Origin of the sequence: Planktothrix sp. PCC 11201 (genome assembly GCF_900009135.1) — a bacterium.
Lineage (GTDB): Bacteria > Cyanobacteriota > Cyanobacteriia > Cyanobacteriales > Microcoleaceae > Planktothrix.
On sequence record NZ_LT797703.1, the window covers coordinates 66,755 to 88,022 of the forward strand.

26 protein-coding genes and 1 tRNA gene are annotated in these 21,268 nt (G+C 37.8%); 12 read left to right on the forward strand and 15 right to left on the reverse strand.

Annotation, left to right across the window (positions count from 1 at the left end; translation table 11 throughout):
- Positions 1–65 precede the first annotated feature (65 nt).
- A complete protein-coding gene (locus PL11201_RS14540; RefSeq protein WP_079679682.1) occupies positions 66–1,052 on the reverse strand; it encodes a hypothetical protein in 987 nt (328 codons plus the stop codon).
- Between the two features lie 373 nt (positions 1,053–1,425).
- Here PL11201_RS14540 and PL11201_RS14545 point away from each other — a divergent pair, with 373 nt between their 5' ends.
- A complete protein-coding gene (locus tag PL11201_RS14545; protein ID WP_255377682.1) occupies positions 1,426–2,760 on the forward strand; it encodes an alkaline phosphatase D family protein in 1,335 nt (444 codons plus the stop codon).
- Positions 2,761–2,809: 49 nt separating this feature from the next.
- Here the strand turns inward: PL11201_RS14545 and folB are convergent, their stop codons facing one another.
- Positions 2,810–3,160: a dihydroneopterin aldolase gene (folB, locus tag PL11201_RS14550; protein ID WP_079679679.1), complete on the reverse strand. Its 351-nt coding sequence runs from the start codon at positions 3,158–3,160 to the stop codon at positions 2,810–2,812.
- Positions 3,161–3,215: 55 nt separating this feature from the next.
- On the opposite strand from folB, the gene PL11201_RS14555 reads away from it, so the two are divergent.
- A tRNA-Arg gene (locus tag PL11201_RS14555) sits at positions 3,216–3,288 on the forward strand.
- Between the two features lie 696 nt (positions 3,289–3,984).
- Here the strand turns inward: PL11201_RS14555 and PL11201_RS14560 are convergent.
- The 5 genes from PL11201_RS14560 to PL11201_RS14580 all read right to left on the reverse strand — a co-directional run bounded on the left by PL11201_RS14560 (position 3,985) and on the right by PL11201_RS14580 (position 8,860).
- On the reverse strand, positions 3,985–4,350 hold the full coding sequence (locus PL11201_RS14560; RefSeq protein ID WP_079677431.1) for a hypothetical protein: 366 nt from the start codon (positions 4,348–4,350) through the stop codon (positions 3,985–3,987).
- 34 nt (positions 4,351–4,384) lie between these two features.
- Complete coding sequence (locus PL11201_RS14565) at positions 4,385–4,627, reverse strand: hypothetical protein (protein WP_079677430.1); 243 nt, start codon at positions 4,625–4,627, stop codon at positions 4,385–4,387.
- A gap of 26 nt (positions 4,628–4,653) precedes the next feature.
- Entirely contained in the window at positions 4,654–6,537 is a 1,884-nt protein-coding gene (locus PL11201_RS14570; protein ID WP_144017671.1) for a hypothetical protein, read from the reverse strand.
- A 433-nt stretch (positions 6,538–6,970) separates the two neighbouring features.
- Complete coding sequence (locus PL11201_RS14575; protein WP_079677428.1) at positions 6,971–7,921, reverse strand: hypothetical protein; 951 nt, start codon at positions 7,919–7,921, stop codon at positions 6,971–6,973.
- Complete coding sequence (locus PL11201_RS14580; RefSeq protein ID WP_079677427.1) at positions 7,922–8,860, reverse strand: hypothetical protein; 939 nt, start codon at positions 8,858–8,860, stop codon at positions 7,922–7,924.
- 34 nt (positions 8,861–8,894) lie between these two features.
- On the opposite strand from PL11201_RS14580, the gene PL11201_RS14585 reads away from it, so the two are divergent.
- Positions 8,895–9,953: a hypothetical protein gene (locus PL11201_RS14585; protein ID WP_079677426.1), complete on the forward strand. Its 1,059-nt coding sequence runs from the start codon at positions 8,895–8,897 to the stop codon at positions 9,951–9,953.
- Positions 9,954–10,097: 144 nt separating this feature from the next.
- On the opposite strand, the gene PL11201_RS14590 is transcribed toward PL11201_RS14585, so the two are convergent.
- The 7 genes from PL11201_RS14590 to PL11201_RS14620 form a co-directional block, all read right to left on the reverse strand.
- Positions 10,098–10,460: a hypothetical protein gene (locus PL11201_RS14590; RefSeq protein ID WP_079677425.1), complete on the reverse strand. Its 363-nt coding sequence runs from the start codon at positions 10,458–10,460 to the stop codon at positions 10,098–10,100.
- A gap of 4 nt (positions 10,461–10,464) precedes the next feature.
- Positions 10,465–10,821: a hypothetical protein gene (locus tag PL11201_RS14595; protein WP_079677424.1), complete on the reverse strand. Its 357-nt coding sequence runs from the start codon at positions 10,819–10,821 to the stop codon at positions 10,465–10,467.
- A 14-nt stretch (positions 10,822–10,835) separates the two neighbouring features.
- Positions 10,836–11,252 (reverse strand): hypothetical protein, encoded by a 417-nt coding sequence (locus PL11201_RS14600; protein WP_079679683.1) that lies wholly within the window; start codon positions 11,250–11,252, stop codon positions 10,836–10,838.
- A gap of 299 nt (positions 11,253–11,551) precedes the next feature.
- On the reverse strand, positions 11,552–11,983 hold the full coding sequence (locus tag PL11201_RS14605; protein WP_079679684.1) for a hypothetical protein: 432 nt from the start codon (positions 11,981–11,983) through the stop codon (positions 11,552–11,554).
- Positions 11,965–12,231 carry a hypothetical protein gene (locus PL11201_RS14610; protein WP_079679685.1) on the reverse strand — a complete coding sequence of 89 codons (267 nt, stop codon included), beginning with the start codon at positions 12,229–12,231 and terminating at the stop codon, positions 11,965–11,967. The genes PL11201_RS14605 and PL11201_RS14610 overlap by 19 nt, the downstream gene beginning before the upstream one ends.
- Positions 12,232–12,239: 8 nt before the next feature.
- Complete coding sequence (locus PL11201_RS14615; RefSeq protein ID WP_079679686.1) at positions 12,240–12,899, reverse strand: hypothetical protein; 660 nt, start codon at positions 12,897–12,899, stop codon at positions 12,240–12,242.
- Between the two features lie 109 nt (positions 12,900–13,008).
- Positions 13,009–14,211: a hypothetical protein gene (locus tag PL11201_RS14620; RefSeq protein ID WP_079679687.1), complete on the reverse strand. Its 1,203-nt coding sequence runs from the start codon at positions 14,209–14,211 to the stop codon at positions 13,009–13,011.
- A gap of 35 nt (positions 14,212–14,246) precedes the next feature.
- On the opposite strand from PL11201_RS14620, the gene PL11201_RS14625 reads away from it, so the two are divergent.
- The 8 genes from PL11201_RS14625 to PL11201_RS14670 all read left to right on the forward strand — a co-directional run bounded on the left by PL11201_RS14625 (position 14,247) and on the right by PL11201_RS14670 (position 18,672).
- A complete protein-coding gene (locus PL11201_RS14625) occupies positions 14,247–14,519 on the forward strand; it encodes a hypothetical protein (protein WP_079678195.1) in 273 nt (90 codons plus the stop codon).
- A gap of 45 nt (positions 14,520–14,564) precedes the next feature.
- Positions 14,565–14,747: a hypothetical protein gene (locus PL11201_RS14630; protein WP_079678196.1), complete on the forward strand. Its 183-nt coding sequence runs from the start codon at positions 14,565–14,567 to the stop codon at positions 14,745–14,747.
- 187 nt (positions 14,748–14,934) lie between these two features.
- On the forward strand, positions 14,935–15,243 hold the full coding sequence (locus PL11201_RS14635) for a hypothetical protein (protein WP_079678197.1): 309 nt from the start codon (positions 14,935–14,937) through the stop codon (positions 15,241–15,243).
- Between the two features lie 70 nt (positions 15,244–15,313).
- A complete protein-coding gene (locus tag PL11201_RS14640) occupies positions 15,314–15,613 on the forward strand; it encodes a hypothetical protein (RefSeq protein ID WP_079678198.1) in 300 nt (99 codons plus the stop codon).
- Complete coding sequence (locus PL11201_RS14645) at positions 15,597–16,028, forward strand: DUF1064 domain-containing protein (protein WP_079679688.1); 432 nt, start codon at positions 15,597–15,599, stop codon at positions 16,026–16,028. The genes PL11201_RS14640 and PL11201_RS14645 overlap by 17 nt, the downstream gene beginning before the upstream one ends.
- The gene (locus tag PL11201_RS14650) at positions 16,010–16,243 is read left to right on the forward strand and encodes a hypothetical protein (RefSeq protein ID WP_079679689.1); all 234 of its coding nucleotides are present in this window, start codon (positions 16,010–16,012) and stop codon (positions 16,241–16,243) included. Before PL11201_RS14645 ends, PL11201_RS14650 begins: the two co-directional genes overlap by 19 nt.
- Positions 16,244–16,321: 78 nt before the next feature.
- Complete coding sequence (locus PL11201_RS14655) at positions 16,322–17,134, forward strand: hypothetical protein (RefSeq protein ID WP_079679690.1); 813 nt, start codon at positions 16,322–16,324, stop codon at positions 17,132–17,134.
- Between the two features lie 1,271 nt (positions 17,135–18,405).
- Positions 18,406–18,672, forward strand: a complete 267-nt coding sequence (locus tag PL11201_RS14670; protein WP_079678206.1) for a hypothetical protein — start codon at positions 18,406–18,408, stop codon at positions 18,670–18,672.
- Between the two features lie 432 nt (positions 18,673–19,104).
- On the opposite strand, the gene PL11201_RS14675 is transcribed toward PL11201_RS14670, so the two are convergent.
- Entirely contained in the window at positions 19,105–20,592 is a 1,488-nt protein-coding gene (locus tag PL11201_RS14675) for a site-specific integrase (protein WP_079679692.1), read from the reverse strand.
- 427 nt (positions 20,593–21,019) lie between these two features.
- Here PL11201_RS14675 and PL11201_RS26505 point away from each other — a divergent pair.
- A partial coding sequence (locus tag PL11201_RS26505) for a hypothetical protein (RefSeq protein WP_079679693.1) occupies positions 21,020–21,268 on the forward strand: 249 nt, incomplete at its 3' end.

Consider the following 21,268-nt stretch of genomic DNA (forward strand, 5'->3'; position numbering starts at 1 on the left):
TTTTAAAAGTTTTAAGTTAGTAACATAATTTGTTAGCTGCAATCCTTAGCTGCAAAGAAATAGTATTAAACATAACTAATTTCTTCTATACTCACCTGATTAAATCCTGTAGTAACACTACTTCTTACCCATAAAGGACTACCTAGCATAAATCTATTATCACCTGGATCTATTGGTGAGTTATTCAGGATTAATTTATTATCTTCATAAATAAGTGTTTCACCAGTTTTGAGTATCAATTTACTACTATTTACATTATCCGGTTGACTACCAAAATTATAATAAACATTATTAACTGAATTGTTACACAAATAAAAACCGTACCTATCAGGATTATTCTCTAATACCATGTTAGGGGTTGTACCTGTTAGAGTTATAGTTTCACTTTTAGTAACTTCTACTGAAGGGGGTAATAATCCATAGGTAACACTACCTGAATAACCACCTCCAAAAATCAATAAATCATTAGTAGATACTTTAGGGATTATCTGTATTTTTAATTCTTGTTTAATATCAGCAAAGATTAACGTACCATTCTTAATTAGATATGGTAGTAAGTCAATGAACCCAGGTAATCTATTGTTATAGAGTAGATCGGCTATAGGATAATCTAGTTCGGCATTATAGGGGATTTGATTGGTATAAGGAGTTAGGCTATTTAATGTATAAAGGGAATCATACATCTTGAGCAATCTAAATTCAAAGGCATAATTACCATTACGGTTATACTTGTTTTTAAATTCTAAAGTCTTAACAACTTTTTCATTATCTGTTTCACGTCTGCCATAAATAGGAATAGCAGTATTAGGTACTACTACCCTACTAGGGATAAGGTAGTCACAGTGCAAATACTCTAATTTTAATTCGCATTCAACCGTTGATAAATTGACATTACTCGGTAAATGTTTTAAAACAATATCCCTCCATCGGATTAAGGGTACTTCGTTAAATTCAATACTACCAGATACCGAGAATGGTGATATGTCATTAATTACTACAGGGGGGATCTCACCCGTGAAAACCTTGTTATATAAAACATTATTGCTATTCATTTTAAAATTGTCCTTAAAATTGTCCGGTGAGTGTAAATGTGCCACCTAACAAGGGATTTGTATTAGGCGCATAAGACTCAATAATGCAGGTATCAAATGCGTTGGAATTATTAATATTTTGAGCTACAAATCTACCTACATGACGGCTANGGAAACCTCTACTCCTCTTGATGAAAGTCTGGTCGAGCAAGTGTCCAGGTTGAAGTTAGAATCTCAGTGTATTCAGACCTGAGAGTGTCAATATCAAGTTACGGATGCCAGTCAAAATCAACTCTCGGGTAAATTTCAAACCTCCGATCCCCTAGGAACCCGCAATGGTTTACGGTTTGGGGTATCCGGCGACCTACAGGGCAATTTAGCCCCCTTTGTTTCTCTGAAAAATGCCGATCAACGCAATTTAGACTTTTTTGTCCAACTCGGAGATATGTCGGAGGCAGATGCAGTTTCCTCCGCTATCCCCGGGGTCACTCAAGCCAAAACCCTAGAGGAGTTTCACCTCAAACAAAATGAAATCTACTCTCAACGCTATGGGTTAAACCCTTGGGCTGATTTACGGGCCAGTACGTCGGTTTATGCCACCTGGGATGATCACGAATTAACCAATGATTTCGCAGGTGGTGCTACCCCGGCAAAATCCCCCCAGAAACAGGATATTTTTGGTAAGGAGACCACTGGATATGTAAACGATACTCCCGTGTTTGATGCTGCGTTACAGAGCTTCCAAAACTATTTCCCCGTGCGAAATGAATATTATGGCAATACCAACGATCCTCGCACCGCAGAAGAACGGAAACTCTATCGTAACAATAACTTTGGCAGTGATGCGGCTACTTTTGTTTTAGATGTGCGATCGTTTCGGGATGCACCCTTACCCTTTGTAGCTGAAGATGCGGATCAAACCAAAATTGATCAAACCTTGAGTGATGCTTTTGATCCTAACCGGACGATGTTAGGAGAAGCTCAGTTTAAACAGTTAAAGGATGATTTACTCGTGGCTCAAAATGACGGAGTGACCTGGAAATTCGTGATGTCAACGGTTCCCATGCAGCAATTTGGGATTCCGACTATTGGAGAACGTTGGGAAGGGTTTGCCACCGAAAGACGAGATTTACTCAATTTTATTCAAGAAAATCAGATTAAAAATGTCGTGTTTGTCACCGGAGATTTTCATGGCAATGTGGTGAATAATGTCATGAATCAACAGGCGGTGGATCAACCCGTAACCCCAACGGGGGTGTTTGATGTGATGATTGGCCCCGTGGGAATTCAGTTAACGGTTCCGTTTCTTCCTGCACCCTTTAATCAAACCTTTGCAGCACCCTTTGGCCCCGCGACGATTGGGTTTACACCCGCGAGTTTATTAGCCAAACAATCGAAATCCCAGGCGGAATATTTAGCATTGACCGACCGAGAAGAAAAGGATCAATATGTGCGGGATGTTTTGGACTATCGCACCGAAACCCTGTTAAATTACGATCCGATGGGTTTGGAAAATTCCCCGATTGATGAAACCTTACTACAGGGGAGCTACGTTAACACCCATACCTACGGTTGGACGGAGTTTGAGATTGCCCCTAATACGGGTGTTTTAACCGTTACTAGCTATGGGGTTAATCCTTACAGCGAAGCTCAACTTTTAGCCAATCCTAACCCGATTCTGAGTTCTGAACCCTTTATTGCCAGTCAGTTTCAGGTTAAGCCCTTTTAATATCCCTTGACTCCCGTAGGGACGTGCCATAGCACCTCTCTACCAGGGACTAACGGGTGATATCAATTTGGATTTTGCCACTAAAATCGGGAATGGGGGGGGCGGGTTTGGTTAACTGTACCCGCACTTTTTCCACTCGGGGTTGTTGTAATAGGGTGTCGGTAATTTCTGTGGCTAATCGTTCTAAGAGGGCGAATTTGCTGGTTTTAATCACGTTCTCAACGGTTCTGATGGTCTGGCGATAGTCGAGGGTATCGGCGATCGCATCACTACTCCCCACGGGTCTTAGATCTAACCACAGGGTGATATCGGCTTCAAACCATTGTCCCAAAACCTGTTCTTCGGGTAAATATCCGGTATAACCGTAGCTGCGAATCCCTGAAATGTGGATTGAGTCCATAATTCCCAAAATAAAATGATATTTTCTCAAGAATATGCTACATTAATAAAAGTGTGGGTATGTAGCTCAGTGGATAGAGCATCAGGTTCCGGTCCTGAGGGTCGGGGGTTCGAGTCCCTCCATACTCGTTTTTTTAAAGTCGCTTGTAACTCGTATACAGAGGGATTCTCACCCCGACCCTCAGCATCAAAACCTGATGCTCTATCCACTGAGTTATCCAGAATCTATCCATTCCCATGATATTCGATAGGATTCTGGATAGATTACTTTTTACCTATCCATACAAACATTTAATCTAAAACCCTAAATAATTAATTTTTACTTATACCCTCAAAACTTAAAAATCCCATTAACACATAAATTTAAAAGTGTCAAATGGGATAAATAGAAAATTATATATAAGGAATAACCCCTACAACTATTCCTACAAGGTTACCTCCCCCTAACCTGACTATTGATTCTATGTCGGTTCAGTTACCCGTCAAGGCACACTACGTTGAAGACACCTTGACTGCTACCTGAAACCTCCAATCAATATTTGTCAGGGGTTAGGGGGAGGGTAGTGTTTCACCCTTTAAAATCACCCTGCCCTATCACTCGCCCAATTACCTTGATAATGTGCGAGCGCCACAAATTTTAGTTTTCACCGTGTAGGCTGTGTAGGCCGTGTAACTTTCTGCCGTTCCTAAAACTTTCTGGTTATCTTCCCAAGCTGCATACAATGGGAAGTTTGTAAATCTTCCCTCGGATTGCGGGTAAATTTTTCCCTAGCCCATAGAAGATTATTTTCTATAGCCGCAATGGATAGCGGCTATAAATAGAAATCACCTCTCCTTCTCCTGTTTGTATTCCGTCAATTCAGACACGGGTCGCAAAATAAAGTCTGTTTTAGACTTTTCCTTTTCGGTTTTAGAATCCTTAACAGTGAATTCGTAGTTATTCTGGATATCTTCACAATAAAACTCCAGATTCTCTCCTCCTCCTTTACCCTGAACGATTGCTACATCATCCCGAGTATTAGCCCGTTCCTTTTCGATTTTGAGTGCCATTTCCTTAATTTCATTTTCAAGCCTAAAGGTTAATTTCTCCTTTGGGTCTTGTTTTTTAGATAAATTAATATTTTTCCCCTTTGCTTTTCCAAGGGACTCCAAAACATCATCTTTTTTCCTTAAATTAGGACGTTTAGCCATAACTTTTAATTAATCTCCTATCCTAAGTGTTTAATTAAAGTATCTCATTAATTTCTCGATAATGAGCATTATCTGAGTAGTATTCATGGTTTACTGTATCCTCAATAATTATTGTTAACAATTTATGAAGTACATACCATCTAATTTTAGAGCTACTAGATATATCAGATGTTTCTAATGCTTCTGCTAATTCATGTAGTAGAGGTACAAGATATTCGTTATTAAATCTATCCCAAAACTGATAGCTACCTTCGTTACCATTGATATCAAATTTCATTATTTTAACCTATTGCATCCTTATATTTATTTTCCTTTTTTGTCCATCATCCACCAGAAGTTCCCACCCTTAGCGTCCCCAATAAACTTTCTGATAGTAACGGGTATTTTAGAATAATTCATAAATTTATCAAGGATTTTAATTGTTTTCTCAGGGTCATCTAAATCAAGAAGTTTAATTAACTGGTCATCGGTAGGTTTCTTAGGGTCAAACCCAACTTTTCCCCCTAGAGATGGGTCAACAGGAATTTCAACACTTTCAATCTTATCTCTGGTTGGTATCCCAAAGAATCCAATTATTGCTTTAGCCGATTCACTCGCAATAATTGACACTTTCAGTATCTGTACAGCTATCCAATTAAGTCTAATGATTAGATTTAATAGTGCCGATATATCAGAATCCTGTTTCTGTGATAATTCCATTATTTTACCTATTGCAGCAGTATTATTAATCGCTTTAAAAGTGTATCCTTGCTCCCCTTCTTTCATAGGGTTATTATCCTTGACTGCAATCTCAACTTCTCCACACGTTCTATGGTCAAGTGTTCTGAATACTAGATTCATTAAAGCGTTATAGGTCATCCCCTTGGTCTCACCCTTTCCACCAGGGATATAAAGATGATTGGGAATTTCTAATCCGTTTTCTTTAAAGTTATCGCCACCTAACATATCATAAATATCCTCAATCAAATCACAGCATTCATTATCCATAATTGGTGGAATACTCCTAGGTGGGGTTTCAAATTCAGTTTTTTTGTTTGGTATGTTCCTATATTTTAGCTCTATAGTTTGAACAATTCTGGGTTTGGTATAAAAATCCGTAACCCGACCCAAAACAGGTTCTTTTGTGTTATTTCTCCATTGACGTTGGGTATAATCATGCTGAATAGGCGCATTAATCTCTGGAATTGTTTCAATTCTTTCTAATAAATCTTGCAGGTTACTAGTACCCAATAAAATAATACCGTCACCTTTATATACAGCTTTGTAAGTTGTTCCCATTATATTATAATAAAAAAATTTAGTTGAATAATTAAAAATACTCCAGTCTAAAATATCTCCTTGAGATGTTGCTAAAAAATCCATAAAAGTAAAATCAATAAAATTATCATTAAGGTTAACAATATTATTATCTTTGAAGTAATCAATAAAATTAGCGTCTAAACCTGCTGAATACCCCGACGTTTGCCCACTGCCTTTAATGATTGAAGGTTGAGATATTTTAGATATTTTTTTATTAGATAAATCTTCTAAAGTGTTATCTGTTTTTCTGTCTTTAATTCGTTGTTGGACGCTTCTTAACGCCTCCATTGTGACCCATTTAGGACTATTTTTAGGAACAGTTGGTAGGTATGTTGTTTCTGTTGCTCCTATCAATAATTGCGTGTTAGATACTTTAATGTCTAACTCCCAACTGGTGTCGTAATAGCTTGTCGATGGGATGCCCTGAAGAAATGCTTTGTATTCAGGGACGTGATCCCAAAAACTAGAATCTTCTCCTTGCAAGTAAACTCCAACAATAAAGCTCCCATTCCACTGATAGGATATCCGTCCTGGTAATTCTAGAATTACCCACCCTGGCTTTGTACCCGTATCGTTTAACCTTGGTGGGTTACCAGACTTAGGCGGTATTTTAGGTGAGTATTCCCCCGGGTCGGGCGGTTTAGGGGGTGGTGTGGGAGTAGGGGTTGGAGTAGGGGTAGGTTCGGGTTCGCTACAGTTATCAGCTTTTCTTGTGTCTTGATTAACGATTTTCCCGAACATTGTCACAGTGACAGTAATATCACAACCTTCTCGGGTTTGCTCAACTGTAGCAGTTCCAAAACCTAGATCAACTGTAGTATTGCTTAAATTCTTGGGATCAATTACTACTGATAATCCAGGAACACCCAGAGATAAGTCACCCTTCACAGATAATGCTATACCCGCACCACCAACCCTCAGTCCGATTTCTACATCACCTTTGGCGTTGATACCTACACCCGGTGTAGCTCTACCTGCTGTCCTGGCTGTACCTTGAGCAAGATTACTCGCTCCAAAACCCCTACCTGTAGCAATGGCTCCCCTTAATCCGGCTGTTCTTTGAGCTTGTCTTAATTGTCCGTTAGTCGGTTGTATCGTACTTTTTCCTTGTTGTGGGGTAGTTGGTGATTTAGCAATAGATGATGGGTTTCTCGAAAAGGGTTTAATGGTACTTGTTGCCCCATTTCCAAAATTGAGCGGTTGAGTCTGACCTGAGATAGCTGTCCCAGAGTTCCCTATTCTTGTCGCTGTTCCGTATGTAGTCATTTTTTGTCTCTAATTATTTTCTATAGCCGCAATGGATAGCGGCTATAAAAGGAAATTACACATAGCTTACTTCTTCTATCGCAACTACATTGCTTCCTACTTCACAGCGACTCCATAAGGGTAAGTTCATAGTTGCCCTACTATCACCTGTATCTATCTCTTGATTATCGATAATTAAAGTTTTATCTTCATAAACTAAAGTTTTACCAGGTGATAATTTTAATTTAGCTGAATTTTCACCTGTAGTTAATCCAAAATTGTAAATAATATCAGTCGCTCCGTTATTGCATAAATAAAAACTTAAACGTTTAGGGTTTATCGGTAATAATTGCTTAGGAATATTATTGATAACCACATTCTCCGATTTGGTTATCAATAATTCTCTAGGCAGAAGTTCAAAAGTAACACTACCTGAATAACCGCCTCCAACAAGAATTAAATCATCTGTAGATAATTTGGGATATATCTGTAGTTTTAATTCTTGCTTAATGTCACCAAAAACTAAAGGTGTAGTTTTGGTCAAGTAGGGCATTAAGTCAATAAAACCAGGTAATCTATTGTTATAAATCAAATCAGCTATTGGGTATCCTAACTCCTCATTATAAGGGATATCATTAGTAAAATAAACGTCCCCTAAAGCGTAATCGATATCGTAATGTTTTATCAATCGAAATTCAAAAGCGTAATTAGAATTATGGTTATAAACATTTTTAAAATTAATCGTTTTAACTTGTTTTGATAAATCTGATTCCCGTCTCGCATATACAGGTATTTTGTCACTAGGCACTAAAGCTCGGGATGGGATTAAATAATCAAAGTGTAGATACTCTAATTTTAATTCACATTGGACTGTTGATAGATTAGCGTTACTCGGTAAATGTTTTAAAATAATATCGCGCCAAGAAATTAGCTTAATTTCTTGATAATCAGATGAATCTGAATAAGTATTTTTATCGATAACAACCGGAGGTACTTCTCCGGCAAACGTCTTGCTGTAAAAAGTCATTTAAAAATCCCCTGTTAATACAAAAGTACCGCCTTTATAGGGGTCTGCATTGGGCGCATAAGACTCAATAATGCAGGTATCAAATGCGTTGGAATTATTAATATTTTGAGCTACAAATCTACCTACATGACGGCTAAAATCTGGCTTAACCTGCACCAAACCCGATACTACGTCTTTATACCAAGCATTGCGGGTTAATCGCCCTACAAAGCTGTTTGGAAGGGATTCTAACTCTGGATTGACTAAATCAGATGCGATATCAAACGCGGTTTGAGCGATATCTAAAGGGTCAAATAGCTGTAAATGAATCGAACCGTAATTAATCGGATTTGTTATTAGAACGTTAAAGTCAATTTTCTTGCCAGGATAAAAACTGTAAATATCAAATAATTTAAAGCCTGTAGTACCACTATCACTATTTTTTAACTTGTTCAGATTATCGGCATAGGTGTATGTTTCACCTGCATAAATATCATACGGTTCCCAAGCTGTATAATTTGTTCCTGTAGGCAATACTAATCGAAGTTCAACAGGTATCATAAGTTCCTCTGTATTTTTATCAATTATATCTTTATCGGAACGGATTATTAAAAAAATTTCTGTAGGTTCACTAACTTTAATGGATAATCCTAATTGTCCTAGAGTTACATCTACAAAATTACTACCGGGTAAAAAATTAAAATTGCTTGGTGAAACTGGTCTATAGCTATCGTCTTTATTTTTCCAAAACAGTCTACATCTACCGGAAATGATATCTAAGGATATTTCCCTATTAACAGTTTCAGGGATTGAAACAACCAAGTCAATGTAAGTATCTATCTCATTAATTGTTAGTTCATTAGAACTAACAAATTGATAAACAGGAAACCCACTACCCCCCGATATACCAATAGCGTTAATAGTTTGTTGTCCTGTCCAATTACTCGGAATTATTGGCATATAATACTAGATGTAGTAATCTTGTTATTATTATATGGCAGCAACAGAACTAAAAACAGAAGATATTGCCAAAATAAAAGGGAATACTTTATCGACAGCGTTAACAGATAAAGAGAGAGTCCCTGACCCTAACTTTTTTAGTGGGATTAGCTCGTTTTTTGTAGATGCGGCTAGGGCGGTTGCTAATTCTTCCGCTTGGTGGGCGAAACTGATAAAGGGAACCACCATGATTAATAATATTGCCGGAGGGGCATTTATAGGGGCAAGGATTGGAGCGTTTGCAGGACTTCCAGGAATAGTTATAGGTGCAGCTGCCGGGGGAGCCGCAGCCGGAGCAGGGACTTTTTTAGCCGGATATCTTCTACAAAATGGGAATCCAGTAGCTCAAGTTTATGGCGCTTTAGAGGTAGCCAAAAACGCAGGGTTGGCAGGTGCCGCCCTAGCTGGGAGCGCGGCAATTTCAATGACAACCGGGGTTACAATCCCCCAATTAATATCAAGTTTGTTGAACTTTGGTGAAACGGTTTATGACTTTAACTTTGATATCCCTGATAGCGAGATATGGAAGCAAATTAATTCAATTGTTGATGGGCTATATGGTCAAGCTGGTCAGTTTTTAGGCAGTAGCTTTGCACGGTTTGTAATGACAGGGATTTTATCCCCGCCAAAAGTTGTGATTGACGTGCGGGGGTTGGCACTCGCCTATAGTGAATACGCAGAGGATAAACGTAAGGAGTTATTGCAGGGAATCAGTAATTTCGCTTGGGTGGGACTAAATGCAGCCAAGCGTATCGGGTTTTTATTTGCGTTTTTAAATGGTCGGAGTGCGATTAAGTTAGCAATTGCCAACGCCCCTGGGTTAAAGGAACTTAATCCTGATTTTGTCAAGCTGGTCGAAGGTTGGGGAGATGAGGAAGACGAAAAAACTAAGGAGAAAGAAGTTAAAGACTGGAAAATATCTACTTGGGTTGAAGCAAAAATCGAGGGGATTGCAGACCCTCGGATTAAATCCTTTGTAGAGGGATTTTTGGATGGAGTTAAGGACGTAGTTTTTGACGACGTTGAAGAATATTTTGAGATGAGGTACTCCTAATATATTTCTATAGCCGCTATCCATTGCGGCTATAGAAAATAATCTTCTATGGGTTAGTTGGTTTTTTGGGCTTAGGTTTTCTGGGTGGTAATCTCCATCGCTCAATGTCCCAGTTGATTAATTTTTTCAGTTTAATTATTGGGTTCACATTACAACCTTTACAAATCCATTGGTATCACGATAGAAATTACCAGCACTCAATCCATCCGGCACAAGCGGCAGAGCCGTCGCTTTAAAGCTAGTGCCATTGATTTTGCCATTTCCGTCACGTTGTACCATAGTCCAAGCATTGGGTGAGGATGTTAGCCCCATCCATTCAAGCCTTTGGCTATAGAAATCGCTTAAAATCCAGGGTTGCCAATTCCCTGGAATATTAGTGGCTAAAAAGCTAATTCTTTCAGGGATTCCCTGTATCTCGCTCCAGTGAATTTGGTTGTCTGAAAAAATAGCGGGTTTATTCTGTAAAGAATCCCAGTTATTGTTTTTGGGTGGTGCAATTAAAATCATTTTGCTACACCTCTACATATTTAGCGTAACTAGCGTTAACGGTAGGTGTTCCTGTGCTAATTACAGAAATTAACTCCTTTGAAAAATCAAAATCCCCAATAATGTTCTCTGGGTAAAGTACATAATCGTAATCGGTAGCAGTTGCAGTTCTCCCTAACGCTATTTTAACGATTGCAGAAGTAGAAGTGTTTACAATTGAATAAATTTTTCTACCGTTAGTAGCAGTTCCATCTAAGGGAATTAATGTACTTGCGGTATTAGCAATTAATGTACTCGTAGAACTAACGGTACTGTCTAACTTTAATTGAGTTACATTTCCATCAAAAACCGATACTGGGGGCGGTGTAATTAAAAATCCCATGTGGGTTAACTCCTTTAATTCAAATAGGGTTTAGAGGTTCGAGTATTACCATTAATGGTAATAGGGTAATCAGTTAATGAACAACTAATTAAAAGTTGTTGAGATGTACTCATCTCGGTAACTGATTCAATCGAAAAATCACAACACATTTTACTACCAGGGTTTTTAGCAATGACTAATTCCTGCTTATGTTGGTAAGCTAAAACGTGAAATAAAGCGTCGAGTAAAGTTTCTCTATCGTAAGGATAGACTCCAGTACCAGGAGTAAAGTCAAAATTGTAGTAATCCTTAATTGATATGGTTCCATTAACAATAGTTCCCTCTAATTCCGTTAAATTAATTGTAGCAATTTCCTCGGTAATATTTTCAGTAATAGTAATAACCCTTTCATTAGTCAAATTTAAGTCAGGGTTATTTTGAACCTCTAACACTTTTCGACACAGTTGGAGTGTTAGTTCCTCTAGGGTAGTAGCTGGGAATTGTGGGTATAGGGAAGGGGTTATGATCATTAGAAAAAAGGAAAATCGAATTCGTTGTTAGTAATTATTTCTAAGATTTTAGTTGACATAACTACGTTTAATAACAATACGAAAAAGATTGCAAGGAGCATTAATCTTATCCATTCCATGTCTGTTGGTAATGTCCGTTTAGGGGGTGTGGGTGGCTTTTGTTTCATGGGAACCCTTTATGGTATTAATGATTGGCAATCATACCATTAACAAGGGCAAAATTAAGTTAATAGATGAGCGATTGATAATGACCAATCAAGAGTGTTTGGGTGTATAGCGTCCCATTGAATATTACCGTTAGGCGTCTCTGGTATTGGGTACTTTTGCCAGATACGTTTTACTGAAATATTCCTTAAAATTGTCTTCCCTACCAACGACGGGAAGATAGGAAATTCTAAAAAAGTCGGCAATTCTGAAGGGTAGATTTTTTGAGCTTTTCCGTACCAAGTATTATTCGATAAATCTGAATAAACAGACCTGATCAACCCGTATGAATGCCACCCTTTTTTATTATTCCAATCATCCCAATCAGTGATAAATCTTAAATCAAAAAGCGTTGCAGATGTACAAGAATCTTGATAAATTTTCCAATCATCTGTGATACTACCTGCAACGCTTAATTCTTGCCAGTCGCCTATTGAGTTGGTATACATATTAAATTGATACCTTCAATCTGTGATTCAACATCAGCAAGAAAACCATCCATATCATCTTGACAGGGTTCTACAATGTCTAAGAATGTTTGAACGTCAATAATACCGTTTAGCATTCTTGTAGTCGCCGCCTCAATGGTTCTAGCTCTTTGAAAAGCTTGCTCTAATAATTCCTCTGGTTGATCCAATGGGATATTCAGAAGGAAAATATCAGATAACTCTGAGTAAGTCTCAATGTCCCCAATCATTTTTTTGATTAACTCATTGCAAATGTACCATCGGCAAAATCAGAACCTTTTCCGGTAGCGCCTTTACCTAGTTTCCAAATCTCTGGCTTAAATCCTACAGATACATTTAACCCGGCTACCGTAGTGTCTCTTACTAATTTTTCAATAGTTGATCGCATATCTTCATAGTCAATATTTGCGACAACAGTTTCAGCGACTTTATCTTTTGCATCAGTGACTTGAGCAACGGTTTCATTACGCCCAAAGGGGATACTTCCGGAGCGAGTAGGTTTAGATTTATACGATCTAGAAGTCCGGGCTGAAACTTTATTAGTAGGCACGGCAGTAGCCGAAGACATTGTAATACGACAGATTGCAGGTTTTAATAGTCCGGCTTCTGCACTTGCTGTAAGAGGGTCTAATTTGATTCCAAATTTAGTTAAGTTAGCATCAAATAATTTACCGATTTTAATAGCCTGCACTGTTATACTAGCTAGACGGTAATCAGCAATCGTTACCGGAGTGGCTGCGCTAATCCCAAAAGGGATGATAGCCACATTAACAGTGTTTAATTCGGTAGATGCGGGTTTACGCGGATGCTCAATTTTACTCGTCCCGCTTGCGTAAACACCCAAAAAATGGGCTTTTTCAGGGTCGCTTAATTTGCTAAGAAATTTTTTAAACTGCATAACTTAGTTTTTACTTTAATTGATTACTTTTAAACCTTAACAAAAAAACTAACATACAGCAAAAAACTAAGTGTAAACATTATAAGAGTTTCCAGTACATACAGCATGATTATCTTAATTTAGTTATATCGAATCCACTAGAAGTGAATAATGCCCCATTGCTGCCAAGTAAGGTAATGTTATTTTTTAGGCTTGCTAGTGATAAAGTCGCGAAACTAAAGTACACATCACCCACGGGCCTAATTCGTTCTGATCTCACGTCTTCCCCTAGTACCTTTTCCATTGGTGGAATTATCGGGTATGCAGTTTGTTCGTCCTGACACTCAGTTACTTTACAGAATTTGAGGTTAAATTCCTTTTGTGCTACTAAACACATTTTACGATAAAATTCTATTCCATCCTGTTTATTATAAAAGTAACTATAACTTTCTAATCCATTAGCTTTATCTCGATAACTAACGGTTGTTTTACCTTTACGGATTTTAAAGGGTGTTGGTGTATTAAACTCTGTTTTAATCCGTATAGCTAACTGTTCAATATCAGTTAAGGTTAGATTAGTTAAATTAGGACTATCCCATTTTTCTGTTAATTCGTTTAATCTAAAACTTAACCTTGCTTCTATTTGTTGGTAACCCGCTTCTACATCTGCTAATGGTTCGATGAAATGCAAAACTACCTTGGGTTTACCTTTATTACTTACAAATCCCCCAAAGCCTATAGAACCTTTTGAGTCCGCGCCAATAACTCTCATTGCATCTAAACATTGTTGACGCAATTCAATCATCGTACCTGTTATATAAATAAATTCATCTTTATTTTTTCTATTTTTCCAAAATTTAATAACGTAATATCCCAGTGAATGAAAAGACTCTAATTCTAGTTCTGTCGCATCCTCCCTCGGTAGTATCCACTCAAATGAAGGACGAGCGTCTTTCAATACCCCCCAATATTTAATACTTTCTTCGGCTTCATTTACATACCCCCTATTCTGTCCCGTTATCGGATTTTTTTTAAATTCATATTCAAAGTCTGTAAACCACGTTTTAAAATCTATTGTGAACCCTAATCTTTGTCCCAGTATTTCATGTAACGCTTTAATCAAACTACCTTGTAACAGAATCTGGGATTCCGTTCCACTGATTAAATAAGTTTTATCCCTGTCAAGTTTATTGCTTGGCGTAGTCTCAAACACCCTGTAGTTAGGTGACTCGTCGTAGCTCCACGCCCTTTGTTTTGGGTCACGCGCTTTAGTGACCTTTCTTGCTTCTTTTAACTGTTCGATTAATAATTGTTTCCAATCTTGATTATCCATATGTAATAATTTAGAAAGAGTTTAGAAGATATCCCATGAATATAAATTATAATCTATTATTTTTATTTGTTAGCAATATTATCGCTTTAGGTTTAGCTGTATGGAGATTATCTCAATGGGAAGAAAGATTACAGCATCAAATTAATGAAAATAAAAAAGATATTAATTGTGGGTTAGAATCTTTGCGCTCCGAAATGCGTAGACGAGATTATTTAATGGGAATTAAACTTAATACCCTTATTAAGTTTATTGAAAAAACGAGTGATTACCAACCACCTACTATGGATGATTTCGATATTAAGGATTAATTGAAAATGGTACAATAAAGGGTTATTTGTTTTGGAGTGAGTTTTATGGCTGGAAAAGGTGGAAATACCAAGAGCGATATTGATTTTCGGTTAAGCTGTCCTACTGTAAGAATCCCCAAGCCCTATCATCGCGCTTGCCAGGAATATGCTAAGGAGCTAGAAAACCGAGATGTTGAATCAGGAAAAGTGTATCAAGCCGATGATGGAAAATGGTATTACCGCGATTAATCCAAGTATTGTTATAAGCTATTGACTTAAACCCATACTTAATAATCTTTCGTAATATTACTTTACAGGAATCCTATTGACGGATTCTTTTTTTTGTTGCTACTGTAGGTTTATTGGTGAAACATCAATTGCTATAGATGAAACATCAATAAAGTTAAGTAAACAATGAGCGCATAAGGAAAACAAAATGCCTAGACATAAAAAGACCGTTAGCTTAACAACTGCTAATGACGCAGAGTTAACAAAAGTAATTCCCCATTTGACTCAATTGATTATGTCGATTAGTCCATTATATCCAGGGTTTCCAGCTTTAACTTTGCACGATAAATTACAAAACGACAATTGGGATTTAAGCCCCCATGAACAACAATTTTTGTACGCAGGGATTGAGATGTTATCCATTCTGAGTAACGAGTTAAGACTCAATAACACATCTAGTTTTAAGTCAAAAATTGAGCAGAAAATTGAGTTGGCTCAAGCCCAAAATTCTCTCTAGTTGACCTCTAATTATTTTCTATAGCCGCAATGGATAGCGGCTATAGACAGAAAACCTAACCACTAACACGATGGATAATGACATCTACGACTGGACAGAAGTGATGGGAAACAACATGATCACCCCTACACCCAGAATGGTTTATCTAAAACATCACATTCTTACCCGTAAAACCCGATTAAAAAGGGAAGGTAAGGACGGGATTGTTAGACCTTTAAGGGTTAAGCATGATATTCACTTTGTAGTTTGGAGAATCGCTAACGTTTTAAAAGACTTTAAGTCATGTGATGAAGAAAAACTAAGAGAGGTTTTTGAATTAGTGATCCACGAAATTAATTCCAGGGGTGATGCTAATGAAGTATCAGAATAGTCCTGTAATAATGTACGGGATACAGTTTGATTCTAAGTGGGAGTGTGAAGTTTATAGACTTATCAAGTCTATAATTCCCCCAAGCTATATTTCTGTTCACGAAAGAGTGTTAATCAAGCCTACGACTAAAAATTATCGTGCGAGATATTGGAATTGTGACTTCATTATCAAAGATGATTTTGATAACCCCCTGCTACTAGTTGAAGCGAAGGGTATGCCTACAAGAGAATTTTTGAGGCAACTACAGTTGTTAGATGCCTTTGAACCTACATTGATTGGCAAAATCAGAATCGTTCAACAGCAATCAACAAAAATTGATGAATGCTTTACTTCTCTTAATCCAACACAGTTACAGGCGGAATTAAAGATTGTTTCAAAACAACTAAAAGGTGACCCATGGAAATTAACCAATTAACAGACGAAAAATTCACAACAACTCTATTAGTCGCTTTAACGGTAGCGGTGGAAGCCATCGCAGGGGAAGCAAGAGAGGATGCAATGATGAACCTGATAGATGTAGCTATTGAAGCGACTGATAAAATTGATAAAGCCAAAACTCAAGAGTTAGTAAATGTTTCTAAAATGGCTGTGGCACTTCAATGGCAAGAATATAATTCACACAATAATTAATTGCTTGACCGAAACGTCGTTAAGCTACCCATCAGTTATTGGCTATCAGGATTAAAACTTTAGTAAGTAGGTGAGAGTATGTATCGCTACAATAAAATCAGTGAAAAACTGAGTAAATTGACCCTTGATGGGTATAACAGACAAGACTCCGAACTGACGTTTGTAGAAGCTAAAATAGTTAAGAGTGAAAACTTTTTAACTATTTACGGCGCAATCCTGCCAGGAATAAGTGGGAAGTTTTCAAACATTACCAAACCAAAAAAATTAGATGATGGGAAATGGGGTAACGACCCTGACTTTAAGTTTCCAGTAGAAGGATTAGAAGCTAACCCCATGCCGTTAGTAATGATTCAGATTCCCTTAAAATCATTCACTAACGATAAAGGTAAGGATATCAACCCTTCTGTGAGTGAAGAATTTATCGCTAAAAAGCTATTAGAGGACTTTGGAGATAATGGAGCCTTTGAAGGGATGATTGACCTCGGAATCGACAAAAGCCGAATTGAAAAATACGAGGAGTATATAGCACTTGGCGAAATGGGAATGCCCAAAGCCAACAAGGTATTATCTGAATTTTACGAGATTTCTAAGATTGACACCTTAACAGTCATCACTAATGAAATCCTGCTGGCTACGGGTGGTGGCAGTGGAGAGAATAAAAACGGAGGATATGGCGGCAAAACTTATGCTCCCAAGGAGACAGAATCAGAGCGACTCAATGCCCGTGCCGAGTTCGCTAAACGATTCTTAGCTGATGACTGGGACAAAACCAAAGATTTCTCTGTGATTACATTTGATAGTTGCTTAACCCTCTGGGATGGACGCTCTCACGACTTAGGACAAAGTGGATGTCAGTATATGACAGACATTCTTAAAAATATCCTTTCTTAGTAGTAACAAGCTCTAATTATTTTCTATAGCCGCAATGGATAGCGGCTATAGACAGAAAACCTAACCACACGAAAGGAATATGGAACATTTAGACTTTGTTGATTATCGACTTGACAGAGAGGAGGACGGCATAGATTATCGTGACCTCTGCGATCCAAAAGATAATTTTTATTCAAGAATCGACTCCCTTCTGTCTCAGATAGTGATTTTACCGTCCAGTGACTTGCAGACAATCCCGTTAATCTCGTTCCTGTTAACACCGAGTGCAATGTCAAATAACTTACCCATAGGGGTGCTATACGGTGCAAGCGGTAGCGGCAAAAGTGAGACAGCAAAATTTATCGCAACATTACACAACACCCCTATGCAGACCGCAGCGAGTACGTTCGCGAGTATCCGTAACCTGATTTCAAATAGCCGCTATTATGATAGCGATAAAGAGTTTGAGAAAAATTTTTTATTGGTTTGGGATGATATCAACGAAAAGGTTTTTACCGATTCAGAACAAATGTTTTCAATGTTTAAAAGCGGTATTAATCGAAAATCAGTTATCACTATTGCTGACAAGATGGGGATAAACATGGAGTTTTACCCGTTCTCGCCAAAGCTGGTTAGTACCGTTAATCCGTTCTGGGATAACCCTAAGCTAACTGAATTAAAACGCCGTTTAATACCGTTTTTATTCTCTAAAATCCAAGATTATTCAAGTGTAGAAGTTAACCTACTCTCTGTAGAAGATATTAACTTCAATGGATTAAATAGCGAATTTGAACAATTCTGGCACATCCAAGAAAATAGAACGAGCTTTAACCAAAAAAAACGGGGGCTTGCCCGATTGAAAAGTGAAATAATCCCGTTAGAAGTTTTTCGACTGTATCAAGATAATANTCTTAATAGTAGTTGGCTGATTGACCTCTAATTTCCTTTTATAGCCGCTATCCATTGCGGCTATAGAAAATAATTAGCTACACATAGAAGGAATGCTGGACATTATGGGCAAAATTGACAACCTAGAAAAAGGTAGGCAAAAAATATTTAATGATGATTTGGAAAAGGTACGAACCACGCTAACCCTATCTAAATCATCCCGTGAGTTTCTAAGTAATAGGGGTAATAAGATGAGCGAAACTATAGAAGCGTTGGTCTGGTTAGCATCTAACGGCAAGTCGGGGTATTTAAGCCAAAGATTTGAACTATGGAAGGAGTTGCCACCGGGTAAATTTAAACATCGGTAATTTATTTTGTGCAACTACTTATTAGGAGATTAAACAATGAATCATCAAATCAAACCATTTTCTAGGTATATATGGCAGATAACTTATCAATTTGGAGAATATGCCACTTATACCGAAACACTAAAAGAAGCAATGAATAATAGTTGTTTTCTTAATTATGCTGACCATGATGTAGAATGTGGGTTCTGGACATGGGATTCCATCGAAAAACACTGTAAAAAATACGGCTATGCCAGAGGGAGTTATGATGTAAAAAAAGATGATTATTGGTGGGAAGTTAAAAAAGTAAAACAATTTTCGTAAAAACAGTATCCCCCCCAACCGGACAAAACCTCTTAAATGAAGCGTAGTAAAGTTGTCAAGAGGTACTCAGTGAAACGTCTCTTGACAAGTGAACAAGCGAAATAAAATAGAGGTTGACGGTTAGGGGGGGGATACTGTTAATATAAGTTTGAGCTTGAGTTTAGTAAATCTCGCTTCTTAAAAAAATCAAAACTACTATTAACCCTCCTGAACAGATACCCGGTTGCAACTTAATGGAAATCGGTAGTAGGTAATCCAGGGGGGTTTTAAGTGTCTACTTTTTTACGGTTCTGTAGAAATATTTTCTATCTTCCCTTTATACATACCTTGGGAAGATACACGCTCATCACTCCCAATCCCTACCGACACTGGCCCAATAAAAAAGCAACCCGGGGTAAAGGTTGCCTGATAAATATTTAGATTGGTTGGGTTCTAATCGTCTAGCTGGTAGATGATTTTGATTAGCCGTTTCACTTCATCATCATCAGTATTGATCCCGTTAGCTTTTAATTCTCCTATAGCTACCTGATAGGGCAGAGGATAGCTACTAGCTTGAGATGCTAATTCATTAGCTAAACCTATAGTTTTTCGGTTGTAATGCTGTTCAGATGCACTTAAAGAGTGTCCCATAATATCAGCAATTAAACCTTCTGGTAAACCGGATAGCTTGCCTAGCATTTTACCTAAATGTCTGAAGCTATAACCTTGAGTTGTTGGACATCCCCATCGTTCAAGGTTTTTTCCAAAGCCTTTAGCGAAACCTCCCGCTATAGTATCCGGCTTCGATTTAGCGTCCGGTTGATACTCTGGTATTTTTGGGACATTCTGGATGTCCAACAACTCAAGTATCTCTCGATTCCGACATAGGGGATAGCAAAAACGACCGCCTGTTTTATTAGTAATAAAATGCTTGTTACCTTCTGTATCGGTAACAGTGAAACCATTGCCTAAAATTAATAACATTTTAGGATTATTAATTTTATCACTGAAAGCAGGGTTTAGGTTTTTAGAATCACCGTATTGTTTGCCTTTTTCACCCCATAGGGCTTTAACTTCATTATCGGTAATGGGTTTGTGCAAATTAATTACACTCATGACTTCAGCCGGGCGTAGACCGTAAACTATGGACACTTTAAATACCCATAACCACCCCAATCGTGCTATAGCTTGACTTTCTGGCATTTGTTCGATTAATTTTTCCTGTTCTTGTAACCATTTAAAGAATTGCTCCCAATCGATAGCTTGTTTGTTTTTAGGTCTAGGTTTTTCGACTCTTATTCTTTCTAGTTTGGGTAAGATTTGCTTTTTGACATTATCAGGACAATAACTAATTATCTTTTTAATTTTGCCCAATGCTTCATATTTTTTAGAATTGTCTGGGGACGCATCCCAGAATGCTTTTGTATTTTCCCAGTCTGGGAACGCATCCCAGTCAGGACATTTAACAAAAAATCTTTGATATGAAGTATTAAAACTCATTTCTGTAGATGCACATTTAACACGTTTTTCACCCGTAAACTTATGCCGTCCTGAGTAATACTCATTTTCAATAATCTCGAAAATTTGACGGTAAGTCAGGCGGTCATCCGCTCCTGCTCCCTTGATGGGAATAATATTTTGGTTGAACCATGTTTCCCAGTCAGAGGCATTAATCCCATCTCGTTTACACTCATTGAGTTTCTGTCTTAACTTCAGGCACTTATCCAGGAACTCATTAATCCCTGAGATACTCCATTCACATCCTGACGCTAGGCTTGTTCGTTTACCCCCCTGCCATGGCTCAATAAATTTGAAATTGAGTCTGGTTTCAACCCGTTGGGCAACACCTTTAGGTATTAATGGCTCAATAGCTAACCAATGCTTTAAGACATCCCCATACGTTACAAAGCCCCCTACAGTGACATTATCCGGTCTATCCATTTTCTATCCATTCCTTTCTAGGGTTTGATTTTTGGATAGACTGCTGAACGATAGAATAAGGTTTTGAGGTCTTTTCGGGGGTTCGAGTCCCTCCATACTCGTTACAAAAGATCCCTTGTAGTCTAGTTTGTAGCGTGTTAGCTTAACGCATTACCCACAAACTACTCAATACTTACTCATATCCCTTATAGTCTAATGGGAATATTGAGTAATAACACTACTTGGTTATATAGATAATTGTTATAAGTTTGGGGGCGATCGCAGTAGTAGAACTTATGACTCATGAATAGGTAGTACCAGTAGATAATATAAAATTCTCTAGAGTAGAATCTACACTGTAGAAATAGAAAGATAGACTTAGTACACTACTCTAGTGAATCAGTGTTACACTGATATCAGTAAACAGTAGCAAACACTGAGAAAAGTTATGCCTAACTACAATCCAAATACTGAAGGATTAAGTCAACCAAAATGGGTTAATAAACCCGTAAAAGTCTACCGACTACCAGAAGCGATTGCACCCAAAGTTTTAGAATATGCCCACAAATTGGACATGGGTAGTTATGACCGTCAAGCTGAATTAGCCGCCGCCATTGACACATTAACCCACGCCCTAACCCTACCTGCTAACACAGGGGGTGCTATCAAAAAGGAAATCAGAAAAGCTCTGGATAAA

What these genes read in the sequence shown, in the direction of transcription:
- PL11201_RS14640 (WP_079678198.1), top strand. Translation starts at nt 15,314, where the DNA reads ATGGATAATGACATCTACGACTGGACAGAAGTGATGGGAAACAACATG.
- PL11201_RS14540 (WP_079679682.1), bottom strand. Translation starts at nt 1,052, where the DNA reads ATGAATAGCAATAATGTTTTATATAACAAGGTTTTCACGGGTGAGATC.
- PL11201_RS14580 (WP_079677427.1), bottom strand. Translation starts at nt 8,860, where the DNA reads ATGCCAATAATTCCGAGTAATTGGACAGGACAACAAACTATTAACGCT.
- PL11201_RS14635 (WP_079678197.1), top strand. Translation starts at nt 14,935, where the DNA reads ATGCCTAGACATAAAAAGACCGTTAGCTTAACAACTGCTAATGACGCA.
- PL11201_RS14645 (WP_079679688.1), top strand. Translation starts at nt 15,597, where the DNA reads ATGAAGTATCAGAATAGTCCTGTAATAATGTACGGGATACAGTTTGAT.
- PL11201_RS14590 (WP_079677425.1), bottom strand. Translation starts at nt 10,460, where the DNA reads ATGATTTTAATTGCACCACCCAAAAACAATAACTGGGATTCTTTACAG.
- PL11201_RS14615 (WP_079679686.1), bottom strand. Translation starts at nt 12,899, where the DNA reads ATGCAGTTTAAAAAATTTCTTAGCAAATTAAGCGACCCTGAAAAAGCC.
- PL11201_RS14620 (WP_079679687.1), bottom strand. Translation starts at nt 14,211, where the DNA reads ATGGATAATCAAGATTGGAAACAATTATTAATCGAACAGTTAAAAGAA.
- PL11201_RS14675 (WP_079679692.1), bottom strand. Translation starts at nt 20,592, where the DNA reads ATGGATAGACCGGATAATGTCACTGTAGGGGGCTTTGTAACGTATGGG.
- PL11201_RS14575 (WP_079677428.1), bottom strand. Translation starts at nt 7,921, where the DNA reads ATGACTTTTTACAGCAAGACGTTTGCCGGAGAAGTACCTCCGGTTGTT.
- PL11201_RS14605 (WP_079679684.1), bottom strand. Translation starts at nt 11,983, where the DNA reads ATGTATACCAACTCAATAGGCGACTGGCAAGAATTAAGCGTTGCAGGT.
- PL11201_RS14565 (WP_079677430.1), bottom strand. Translation starts at nt 4,627, where the DNA reads ATGAAATTTGATATCAATGGTAACGAAGGTAGCTATCAGTTTTGGGAT.
- PL11201_RS14595 (WP_079677424.1), bottom strand. Translation starts at nt 10,821, where the DNA reads ATGGGATTTTTAATTACACCGCCCCCAGTATCGGTTTTTGATGGAAAT.
- PL11201_RS14585 (WP_079677426.1), top strand. Translation starts at nt 8,895, where the DNA reads ATGGCAGCAACAGAACTAAAAACAGAAGATATTGCCAAAATAAAAGGG.
- PL11201_RS14630 (WP_079678196.1), top strand. Translation starts at nt 14,565, where the DNA reads ATGGCTGGAAAAGGTGGAAATACCAAGAGCGATATTGATTTTCGGTTA.
- PL11201_RS14625 (WP_079678195.1), top strand. Translation starts at nt 14,247, where the DNA reads ATGAATATAAATTATAATCTATTATTTTTATTTGTTAGCAATATTATC.
- PL11201_RS14655 (WP_079679690.1), top strand. Translation starts at nt 16,322, where the DNA reads ATGTATCGCTACAATAAAATCAGTGAAAAACTGAGTAAATTGACCCTT.
- PL11201_RS14670 (WP_079678206.1), top strand. Translation starts at nt 18,406, where the DNA reads ATGAATCATCAAATCAAACCATTTTCTAGGTATATATGGCAGATAACT.
- PL11201_RS14610 (WP_079679685.1), bottom strand. Translation starts at nt 12,231, where the DNA reads ATGATTGGGGACATTGAGACTTACTCAGAGTTATCTGATATTTTCCTT.
- PL11201_RS14560 (WP_079677431.1), bottom strand. Translation starts at nt 4,350, where the DNA reads ATGGCTAAACGTCCTAATTTAAGGAAAAAAGATGATGTTTTGGAGTCC.
- PL11201_RS14650 (WP_079679689.1), top strand. Translation starts at nt 16,010, where the DNA reads ATGGAAATTAACCAATTAACAGACGAAAAATTCACAACAACTCTATTA.
- folB (WP_079679679.1), bottom strand. Translation starts at nt 3,160, where the DNA reads ATGGACTCAATCCACATTTCAGGGATTCGCAGCTACGGTTATACCGGA.